This is a genomic window from Streptomyces shenzhenensis, from assembly GCF_021462265.1.
In the GTDB taxonomy this organism is placed as follows: domain Bacteria; phylum Actinomycetota; class Actinomycetes; order Streptomycetales; family Streptomycetaceae; genus Streptomyces; species Streptomyces shenzhenensis.
Genome location: NZ_JAJONF010000002.1, coordinates 477595 through 486726 on the forward strand (window position 1 = coordinate 477595; position 9132 = coordinate 486726).

The 9132-nt window shown below is 71.5% G+C and carries 8 protein-coding genes and 4 pseudogenes; 8 read left to right on the plus strand and 4 right to left on the minus strand.

The features are described from left to right. The first annotated feature begins 26 nt into the window (after nt 1-26). Complete coding sequence (locus LQ326_RS04640; RefSeq protein ID WP_234532791.1) at nt 27-344, plus strand: hypothetical protein; 318 nt, start codon at nt 27-29, stop codon at nt 342-344. Nucleotides 345-461: 117 nt separating this feature from the next. On the opposite strand, the gene LQ326_RS04645 is transcribed toward LQ326_RS04640, so the two are convergent. After that, the gene (locus LQ326_RS04645; RefSeq protein ID WP_234532864.1) at nt 462-656 is read right to left on the minus strand and encodes a hypothetical protein; all 195 of its coding nucleotides are present in this window, start codon (nt 654-656) and stop codon (nt 462-464) included. Here LQ326_RS04645 and LQ326_RS04650 point away from each other — a divergent pair. The 3 genes and pseudogenes from LQ326_RS04650 to LQ326_RS04660 form a co-directional block, all read left to right on the plus strand. Then, nucleotides 568-747, plus strand: a pseudogene (locus tag LQ326_RS04650) (VOC family protein); the annotation flags it as partial. The gene LQ326_RS04645 and the pseudogene LQ326_RS04650 overlap by 89 nt on opposite strands. A gap of 35 nt (nt 748-782) precedes the next feature. Next, nucleotides 783-2348 (plus strand): glycosyltransferase, encoded by a 1566-nt coding sequence (locus LQ326_RS04655; protein ID WP_234532793.1) that lies wholly within the window; start codon nt 783-785, stop codon nt 2346-2348. Beyond that, nucleotides 2345-3124, plus strand: a complete 780-nt coding sequence (locus LQ326_RS04660) for a polysaccharide deacetylase family protein (RefSeq protein ID WP_234532795.1) — start codon at nt 2345-2347, stop codon at nt 3122-3124. Before LQ326_RS04655 ends, LQ326_RS04660 begins: the two co-directional genes overlap by 4 nt. 19 nt (nt 3125-3143) lie before the next feature. Here the strand turns inward: LQ326_RS04660 and LQ326_RS04665 are convergent. Continuing rightward, a pseudogene (locus LQ326_RS04665) lies at nt 3144-3317 on the minus strand (SbtR family transcriptional regulator); the annotation flags it as partial. A gap of 26 nt (nt 3318-3343) precedes the next feature. Here LQ326_RS04665 and LQ326_RS48585 point away from each other — a divergent pair. Further along, nucleotides 3344-3610 (plus strand): annotated as a pseudogene (locus LQ326_RS48585) (transposase); the annotation flags it as partial. A gap of 150 nt (nt 3611-3760) precedes the next feature. On the opposite strand, the pseudogene LQ326_RS04670 reads toward LQ326_RS48585, so the two are convergent. Both LQ326_RS04670 and LQ326_RS04675 read right to left on the minus strand, forming a co-directional pair. After that, nucleotides 3761-4216, minus strand: a pseudogene (locus LQ326_RS04670) (helix-turn-helix domain-containing protein); the annotation flags it as partial. Nucleotides 4217-4394: 178 nt separating this feature from the next. Next, complete coding sequence (locus LQ326_RS04675) at nt 4395-4604, minus strand: hypothetical protein (protein ID WP_234532797.1); 210 nt, start codon at nt 4602-4604, stop codon at nt 4395-4397. Nucleotides 4605-5396: 792 nt separating this feature from the next. Here LQ326_RS04675 and LQ326_RS04680 point away from each other — a divergent pair. The 3 genes from LQ326_RS04680 (at nt 5397) to LQ326_RS48230 (ending at nt 9100) form a co-directional block, all read left to right on the plus strand. Continuing rightward, on the plus strand, nt 5397-6200 hold the full coding sequence (locus LQ326_RS04680) for an alpha/beta fold hydrolase (RefSeq protein ID WP_234532799.1): 804 nt from the start codon (nt 5397-5399) through the stop codon (nt 6198-6200). 45 nt (nt 6201-6245) lie between these two features. Continuing rightward, a complete protein-coding gene (locus LQ326_RS04685; RefSeq protein ID WP_234532811.1) occupies nt 6246-8207 on the plus strand; it encodes an ABC transporter ATP-binding protein in 1962 nt (653 codons plus the stop codon). Between the two features lie 65 nt (nt 8208-8272). Then, complete coding sequence (locus LQ326_RS48230) at nt 8273-9100, plus strand: ATP-binding protein (RefSeq protein ID WP_308401849.1); 828 nt, start codon at nt 8273-8275, stop codon at nt 9098-9100. Nucleotides 9101-9132 lie beyond the last annotated feature (32 nt).

The following is a 9132-nucleotide window of genomic DNA, read 5'->3' on the forward strand; positions in this document are numbered from 1 at the left end:
GCCGCCCGGTGCGACATCGTGGGGACATGACCGATCGACACTCGAGCGCCGCCGGCCGCCCCTGCCCGGCCGGCAGGACCGACGACATTGAGCAGTTCCTCGTGCACTACGGGGACACCATCGACGACCGGGTCGCCGAGATCGTCGAAGAGGTCCTCGGCGAGCAGCTGAGGCGGTACCGGCGCGACGTCGTGCTGCCGGTCACCGTCGCGCTGCTGGCGGCCGCGGCCGTCTCACTGGCGCTCATGTGGTGGAGCCCGTGGACAGTCCCCCTGGTGTGGGCCGCCACCTCCGTCATCTGCGTGTCGCTGTCACGGACCGCCCGGATCCCGCGCCGCTCGTAACGAGCCGCGGGCGTCCGGGCTGCGGCCGCCCCGCCGTGCGTACCCCTGACGCACGGCGGGGCGGCCGCGACCGAGTGCTCGGTCACGACCGCCCCGGACGGACGGCACCGGAGGCGGCTACGCGGTCCCACCCCGCTCCCGGCCCACGGCCTCCTCGATGGCCCGCTGCCACTCACCGGTCAGCCGGGTCCGCCCGGACAGCTCGGTGGCGATCAGGTGCCTGATCAGCTCCCGGCCGGTCACCGCGTTGGTTGTCGACTGCCACGATCCGGAGCGGCTCGCGGCCTTCTGGCGCGCGGTCCTGGGCTTCAAGGTGATCGACCGGAGCAAGGGCAAGGCCGAGATCGGTTCCTGGGAGCCGACCGTCGAGGAGGTCCGGGCCCGCCAGATGCCGCCTGCCCTTTCGCCGCCTCACTCCACCTGCGGAGGAACAAGCCCATGCCCCACCTCGGAAGTACGGTGTATCTGCGTGCCGCTGCCGCTGCCGCTGCCGCTGCCGCTGCCGCTGCCGCGCTGAGCCCGCGGCGCGCGGCGGCACCCCGTCGTACGGCGCCGGCCGAACGCGTTGTGATCGTCTCCGCCAGCATCGGAGCCGGCCACGACGGCGCCGCGCACGAGCTGCACCGCCGGCTCCGGGCGGAGGGCGTCACCGTCGACCGCTACGACCTGCTCGACCTGCTGCCGGCCCGGATGGGCCGGGCCGTGCGCGACGGCTATCACCGGGTGCTCGTCCGGGCGCCCTGGGTCTATCAGCGCATCTACAGCAGCACCGAGCGCGCCGGAGGCGGCGGCCCGCTGGCCCGCGCCCTGCTGCGCACCGCCGAGGACCGCATGCTGCGCGCCCTGCCCGCGGACACGGGCGCCGTGGTCTCCACCTATCCCGGGGCCAGCCGGGTGCTGGGCAGGCTGCGGCTGGCCGGCCGCCTCGACGTGCCGGTGTTCACCTACCTCACCGACTTCTCGGTGCATCCGCTGTGGGTGGCCGACGGCGTGGACGTCCACCTCGCCGCGCACGCCGTGCCCGCCGCGCAGGCCCGGGCTCTCGGCGCGGGCGACGTCCGGGTGGGCGGGCCGGTCGTGGACCCGCGCTTCAGGCCCGCACAGGCGGGCGAACGCAGCGCCGCCCGGGCGCGGTTCGGGCTGCCCGCCACCGCCCCGCTCGCCCTGCTGGTCGCCGGTTCCTGGGGGGTCGGCCCGGTCCGGCAGGTGGCCCTGGAGCTGCAGGGCTGCGGCGCGGCCGTGCCGGTCGTGGTCTGCGGCCGCAACGAGGCGCTGGCCCAGCAGCTGCGCGAGGACGGCATCGAGCACGCCTACGGCTGGGTCGACGACATGCCCGGTCTGATGCACGCCGCCGACGTGCTCGTCCAGAACGCCGGCGGACTGACCTCGCTTGAGGCCTTCGCCGCCGGCCTGCCCGTCGCCAGCTACCGCTGCATACCGGGCCACGGACCGGCCAACGCGGCCGCGCTCGACGAGGCGGGCGTCGCCGCCTGGATCCAGGACGCGGCCGAACTCAAGGACGTCCTCTGCGACTTGATCGGCGGCCCGCGCGGACTGCTGCAACGCGAGGCGGGACTCGCCCTGTTCGCCGCCGCCGGCCGGGGACCCGCGGACGCGATAGCCCGCGCCTGCGGCGCCCGAGCACCACTCCCCGTCCCGCTCGCCGTGACGGCTTCCGGCGTGTGCGGGGTGGGGGCTGGTGCGGCTGTTGTGCCTTGCGCCGCAGGTGGGGTGGGGGCTGGTGCGGCTGTTGTGCCTTGCGCCGCAGGTGGGGCGGGAGCCGGTGCGGCCGTTGCGCCTTCCGCCGCAGACAGGATCCGAACCCGTCCGGCCCTACGGCGGCTCGCCGCCACCGCGGCAGCCGCCTGCACCGTCTGGGCGTGCGCGGTCGGCACCGGGGTCGCCACCACCGATACCGGCACCGGCGTGATGCACGCCATCGGCCGCACCCTCGACCTCGACGGCCCGCCGCACGCCCATCACCCGGAGGGCCACCGCTCGTGAGTGCCGCACAACTGCTCCGCACGACCGCCCGGGTCGCCCTCCCGGTCTTGGCCGCCGCTCACGCGGCCCCGGTGCTGTCCACCTTCGGCCCGCTGCGCAACCGTGCCATGCCCCGCCTCGCCGGCCGGGGCCGCGCCGACCACGTCGCGCTGACCTTCGACGACGGGCCCGACATGCTGTCCACCCCGTTCTTTCTGCGTGCCCTGGAGGACCGGAAGGTCACCGCCACCTTCTTCCTCCTCGGCTGCCAGGCGCGCCGTTCACCCGGCCTGGTCCGCGAGATCGCCGCCGCCGGCCACGAGATCGGCATCCACGGCTGGCTCCACCGCCCCCTGCTGCTGCGCGGCCCGCGCGCCACGTACGACGACTTCGCGCGCGCCCGCGACACGGTCGGCGCCCTCACCGGCCGCACCCCGCGCCTGTTCCGCCCGCCCTACGGCGTGATGTCCACCGCCGCCCACCTCGCGGCCCGCCGCCTCGGCCTCACCCCCGTGCTGTGGACCGCCTGGGGCGAGGACTGGAGGGCCCGGGCCACCCCGGAATCCGTCCACCGCACGGTCACCCGCGACCTGGACGGCGGCGGCACCATCCTGCTGCACGACTCCGACTGCACCTCCGCACCGGGCGCCTGGCACTCGGCCCTCGGCGCCCTGCCACGGATCCTCGACACCTGCGAGGAGCGAGGCCTGTCGGTCGGGCCGCTGCGCGAGCACGGACGCCCCGGGGGAGCGGGCACCACGCCGCGCACCCGCGCAGCGGACGGCTTGCGGCGCTGACGGCCGCCGCGGCGCCCGGTCAACGGGCGGCGCGCACCCCGTCCAGTGCGATGGCCAGCACCCGGTCGCGCTGGGCGTCGTCGACGAAGGTCGTCCCCGTGACGCCCGAGACCAGCCGCAGCAGATCGCCGATGTCCATGTCCTTGCGCGCCACGCCCGCCTCCTGGGCCCGCTCGAACAGCGGACCGCCCGCAGGTCGGTCACCCCCGCAAACGCCCGGACGCCCTGCTCGGCGACAAGGGCTACGACAGCAACCCCAACCGCCAGGAGCTGCGAGAGCGCCGGATCCTGCCGATCATCTCCCGCAAGGGATCTCGGGACATCATCGGTCTCGGCAAGCTCCGCTACGCCGTCGAGCAGGCCTTCGCCCAGCTCCACCAGTTCAAGCGCCTCGCCGTCCGCTGGGAAACGACGCCTCGACCTCCACAACGCCCTCGTCTCACTCGCCTGCGCGGTTATCTGCTGGCGACGCCTCAATACCCATAGCCAGTGGTCGTGTTACGAGTTCTAAGGGTTTGCAGAGGAACAACATGCGGGCGCATGGTGCGCTGACCTGCGATGTCAAGTCGCAGAACCCGCAAGTTATTTCACGGCAAGCCCTAAGTTACCGGTATTGAGCTAAGGCCTCGCAGAGAATCAACATGCTGATGTGATCTCGGTGGGACTGCTGCTCGCGAGGAACGCGGTGACGTCTGCGGGCGTCCGGAATCTGGCTGCGGAGGGTGGAATGGTGTAGCCACGTTGGGCCAGGAGGGGCTGGACTTGGTGAACGGCCCTGGTGAGGGTGCTGGCGTTGACTCCGAAGAGCTGGGCGAGCAGTTCTCGGGTGCCGAGTTTGCGCTGGTAGAGCACGGTGGCCAGGACTCTGTCGCCGGTGGTCAGCTTATCCTTGGCCCCGGCGCCACGAGCACGGATGCGCTCGCCTCCTCGCTGCCAGAGCCGTCCCTGTTCGCGTAACTCGTGCAGATCCTGGGCCAGTTGGTTGATGAGTTTGTCCAGCGCCGATTCGGGCATGCCGGTCAGCTCCGGATTGCGCAGACACCCGCTGCAGGACTGTGGAGACGTGCCGTCGGCTGGCCGCGGGTTCCTGGCTCTCGGTCCTGCTGGTCGCCGTCGTCCCGCTGGCGACGCGGGCCTACGACCGGGCCGTGGCGGCGGGCTGAGGGGCTGCCGGGCAGCGTGCCCCGTCTGCAACGGCGGACGGTCTCCAGCACAGTGTCCCGGGGCCGCTCAGACGCCCCGGGACATTTGTGTCGGCCCACGGGCGCCCTCAGCGCCCGGTGTGCGCACGCCAGGTGTCGTGCAGCCGGGCGAGGTGCTGGAAGCCGTCCACGACCTGGTCGGTCGCCACGCCGAAGTCCACCAGGCACGCGACCTCGTCCACGCCGGCGTCGGCGAGTTGCTTGAGCGTAGCCATGCACTCCTCGACGGTCCCGAACATGCCGCTGGTCTCGAAGTACCGGTCGAAGGCCTGGGCCACCAGGAAACGGCGGTCCTCCTCGCTTCGCCGCGGCGCATGCCGGTGCCGAGCATGACCTCGAACAAGTCGGTGAGCCGGTCGGCATAGTGCTCCGCGTTGTGCCGCAGGAACGCCGCGGCCTCATCGGGGGTCAGCAGAGGTGTACGGCGGCGCGGGGTTTGGCGGGGTACGGAGTGCTTGGCCGGGTGCAGCGCAGCCGCCACGTCCGCACCGCGTGGTTCAGGGCGCCTCGCAGCATGGCCACCGCGTGGTGAACGGCGCGGCGATCGCTGTCGCGCTCGACGATCTCAAGTCCGCACTCGACGAATGGATCAAGATCTGGAACGAGACCGCCCGTCCCTTCAAGTGGACCAAGACCGCCGACCTGATCATCGACCGGATCTGCCCCTACTGCGACAGGATCTCCGGACCAGCTCACTGGTACATGGCTCGCACCCCACCCCGGGGAGGCGAACTGGCCCTTTCAAAGCAGAGCGGCGGCCGCTGCCGAAGCGTTATCCCGCGGACGGAACGCCGCCGTCATCCCATGGACGGAAGGGTGTCGCCCGGTGTGTGCTCAACTGCGTCCCCGCGGCGGTTGAACACCCGCGGGGCGGGTGTCCGCGGTCGGCGACGCTTGATCGCCGCAGCGCTGCGATGCCATCGTGAGCCGCGGCGCAGCAGGGGTGAGCCGCACACAACAGCCTGTCCTGGAAGCAGAGCTGGAACGAGGCCACCGGCGAAGCGGCCACCCGGGACCGCTCCCGCGCCGCGCGGGGCCTGTGTGTCGCCCCCTACGAGAAGGGGCTCGTCATGCCATTCGTGAGCACCAACGGCATCCGGCTCTCCTACCAGCGGTCGGGGAGCGGTGTGCCCGTCCTGCTGATCATGGGGTCCTCGGCCTCGGGCCGGGTGTGGACCCTGCACCAGACACCGGCCCTGAATCGTGCCGGGTACGAGACGGTCGCCTTCGACAACCGGGGCGTTCCCCCGTCCGACGCGCCTGGGGGCGACTACGCGCTCGCCGACCTGGTGGCCGACACCAAGGGCCTCATCGAGCGGCTCGAGCTGGGACCCTGCCACCTTGTGGGAACCTCGCTGGGCTCCATGGTCGCCCAGGAGCTGGCGCTCGCCGCGCCCGAACTGGTCCGTTCGGCGGTGTTGATCGCCAGCAGGGCCCGGTCGGACACCTTCCGGCGGGCCCAGCTCGCCGCGGACAAGGCGCTGCGGGAGAGCGGGGTGCGGTTGCCCGCCGACTACGAGGCGGTCAAGACGGTCGCCGAGATGTTCTCGCCGGCGACGCTCAACGACGACGCCGCCGTCGGCCCGATGCTGGAACTCTTCGAGCTGGCCGGAGGCGGGAACACCGCCGCGGGGCAGGCAGCGGTCGTCGAGCGGCTCGGCGACCGCCGGGAGGCGCTGGGCGGCATCACCGTGCCGTGCCGGGCCATCGCGTTCGCCGACGACCTGATCAGCCCGCCCCACCTGGTCGCCGAGGTGGCCGACGCCATCCCCGGCTGCGACTTCGTGGAGATACCGGACTGCGGCCACCTGGGCTACCTGGAACGCCCGTACGAGGTCAATGCGGCCGTCATCGAGTTCTTCGACAAGTACTGAGCACGCGGCGGCGCGCCATGCGCGGTTGCATGAGAAGCGAGGCGGATGTCCGTGTCGATGATGGGTGGCGGAGGCCCGGCAGGGCTGCGGCTGGACGATGAGTCGATCACCCGGCAACGGGTCAGGCCGGGTACGGTGCGCCGGATCTTCCCGTATACGAAGAAGTTCCGCTGGTCGCTGCTGCTGCTGATGCTGACCACGGTCGTCAACGCGGGCACCGCGGTCGCCACCCCGCTGATATTGAAAATGATCATCGACGACGGCATCGAGCCGAGGGACCGTTCAGTCGTGGTGGGGCTGTGCCTGGCGGTCGCCGGACTGGCGCTGGTCGACGCCGCGGCGGTGTACGTCCAGAGCTGGTGCTCGGGCCGGGTCGGCGAGGGCATCGTCTACGAGCTGCGCACCCAGGTCTTCGCCCATGTGCAGGAGCAGCCTCTGGCCTTCTTCACCCGGGCACAGACCGGTGCGCTGGTCAGCCGGCTCAACGCCGACGTCATCGGTGCCCGGCAAGCGGTCACCACATTGCTGTCCCAGTCGGTCTCCACGCTCCTGACGCTGGTCCTCGTGCTCGGTGCGATGTTCTACCTGTCGTGGCAGATCACCGTCGCCGCGCTGGTGATGATTCCGTTCTTCCTCGTGCCGGTTCGGCTCATCGCCCGCCGCCTGCAACGGCTCACCCGGGAGACGATGCAGCTCGACGCCGAGATGAGCTCGATGATGAACGAGCGCTTCAACGTCTCCGGGGCGATGCTCGCCAAGCTCTACGGCCGCTCGACGGACGAGGAGGCGATGTTCGCGGGCAAGGCCGCCCGGGTGCGGGACGTCGCCGCGGTCGGCGTGGTATGGGGGCGGCTCCTGTTCATCATCGTCAGCGTCCTCACCGCCATGACCACGGCTCTTGTCTACGGCCTCGGAGGCGTCCTCACCATCGGCGGTACGCTGGAGATCGGCACCCTGGTGGCCATGGTGACGCTGCTGCTTCGACTGTACGGGCCGATCAACCAGCTGACGACCATGCAGTCGACCGCGATGATCGCCCTGGTCAGCTTCGACCGGGTGTTCGAGGTGCTGGATCTGAAGCCCATCGTCAGCCAAAGCCCCACGGCGCGCGCGCTGCCCGCCGCCGATTCCGCGCCCGACATCGAGTTCGACCACGTCTCATTCCGGTATCCCGTCGCGAAGGAGGTCTCCCTCGCCTCCCTGGAGACCATCGCGCTGCGCAGGCCGGAACGCGCCGACAACGTCCTCACCCTGGACGAACTGACCTTCCGTGCTCCTGCCGGCAAGCTCACCGCCCTGGTCGGCCCGTCAGGAGCGGGCAAGACCACCATCACCCACCTGGTGCCGCGCCTCTACGACCCCAACGAGGGCCGGGTGCGCATCGGCGGCCACGACATCCGCGACCTGACCCTCCAGTCGCTGCGGGACACCGTCGGCGTGGTCACCCAGGACGCGCACCTCTTCCACGACACACTGCGCGCCAACCTGCTCTACGCCCGGCCCGACGCCGACGAGAAGGACCTGACGGAGGCGTGCCGGGCAGCCCTGATCTGGGACACCGTCCAGGCGCTCCCCGACGGCCTCGACACCGTGGTCGGCGACCGGGGGTACCGGCTGTCCGGCGGGGAGAAGCAGCGCATCGCCCTCGCCCGGCTGCTGCTGAAGGCACCGGCCGTCGTCGTCCTCGACGAGGCCACCGCCCATCTCGACTCCGAGTCGGAGGCCGCCATCCAGCGAGCTCTGAAGACCGCGCTGGCCGGCCGTACGTCACTCGTGATCGCCCACCGCCTGTCCACCATCCGCGAGGCCGATCAGATCCTCGTGGTCGAGGCGGGCCGGATCCGTGAGCGCGGAACCCACGCGGAGCTGATCAGCCAGGGCGGGCTGTACGCCGACCTGTACCGCACCCAGTTCGCCGAGCAGGCGCCCGAGGACACCGACGTCGCGTCCGGGGTGCCCCAGCCCGATCTCGTGCCGCCTGTTCAAATGCCGCACGGCCACAGTTGAACAGCGGATCCCCCGGAGCGCCCGGCCCGCCGGCCTCCGCCCCACCGCTCCCAGGAAGGACAGGCATGGCAGCGCGCGACATCGCCTACGTCGAGCTGTACGCCAAGGACAGGCAGCAGACCGCCCACTCCTTTGTCTCGCTGGGCTTCACCTGCGTGGCGGACTCGGTGGCGCCGGACTGCAGTTCCCTGCTGCTTCGGCAGGGCGCCGCCCACCTCGTCATCACTTCGGGTCCCGCGACCTGGAAGTTCCTGGACACGCACGGGGAGGGCGTCGCGGACATCGCCCTGCTCTGTGCCGACGTCACGGCGACGGCGCAGCGGGCCGTGCGGGCCGGCGCCGGCCTGACCGGTTCCATACGCGGCAACCCGATCCTGTCCGGGGCCGGTGGCCTCACCCACGCCCTGCTGCCGGCCACGCGGACCGCGAACCTGTTGCCGGCGGGCCACCGCTGGGTCGAACTGCCCCAGGATCTCGGGCCGTCGGCTGAAGGGAACTGGCGGCTCGCCCACGTCCGCTTCGCCAAGACCAGCCCCATCCTCGCCGACCTGGCCGGCGGGCACGCGGACCGCACCTGGCAGCAACGGATCCGCGAACTGGTACGGCCCGACGTGCTCATCCTCGACGACTTCGCCATGCGCCAACTGTCCGCGGCCCAGGCCGACGACCTCTACGAACTCGTCTCCGAGCGGCAAGGCCGGTCCCTGATCATCACCAGCAACCGGGCACCCAGCGACTGGTATCCCCTCTTCCCCAACCCCGTCGTTGCCGAGTCCCTCCTCGACCGACTGATCAACACCAGCCACCAAGCCATCATGAACGGCCCCAGCTACCGCCCGAACAAACACCCCAAGAACACCACCGACAAGCCCGTCAAGACCACGGTCAAGTAGACGCCGCCAACCCCCGGGGGTGGGGAATTACG

Bases quoted from the DNA above. Each gene is read 5' to 3' on its own strand.
- LQ326_RS04640 (WP_234532791.1), top strand. From the start codon at position 27: ATGACCGATCGACACTCGAGCGCCGCCGGCCGCCCCTGCCCGGCCGGC.
- LQ326_RS04655 (WP_234532793.1), top strand. From the start codon at position 783: ATGCCCCACCTCGGAAGTACGGTGTATCTGCGTGCCGCTGCCGCTGCC.
- LQ326_RS04680 (WP_234532799.1), top strand. From the start codon at position 5,397: ATGCCATTCGTGAGCACCAACGGCATCCGGCTCTCCTACCAGCGGTCG.
- LQ326_RS04685 (WP_234532811.1), top strand. From the start codon at position 6,246: ATGTCCGTGTCGATGATGGGTGGCGGAGGCCCGGCAGGGCTGCGGCTG.
- LQ326_RS48230 (WP_308401849.1), top strand. From the start codon at position 8,273: ATGGCAGCGCGCGACATCGCCTACGTCGAGCTGTACGCCAAGGACAGG.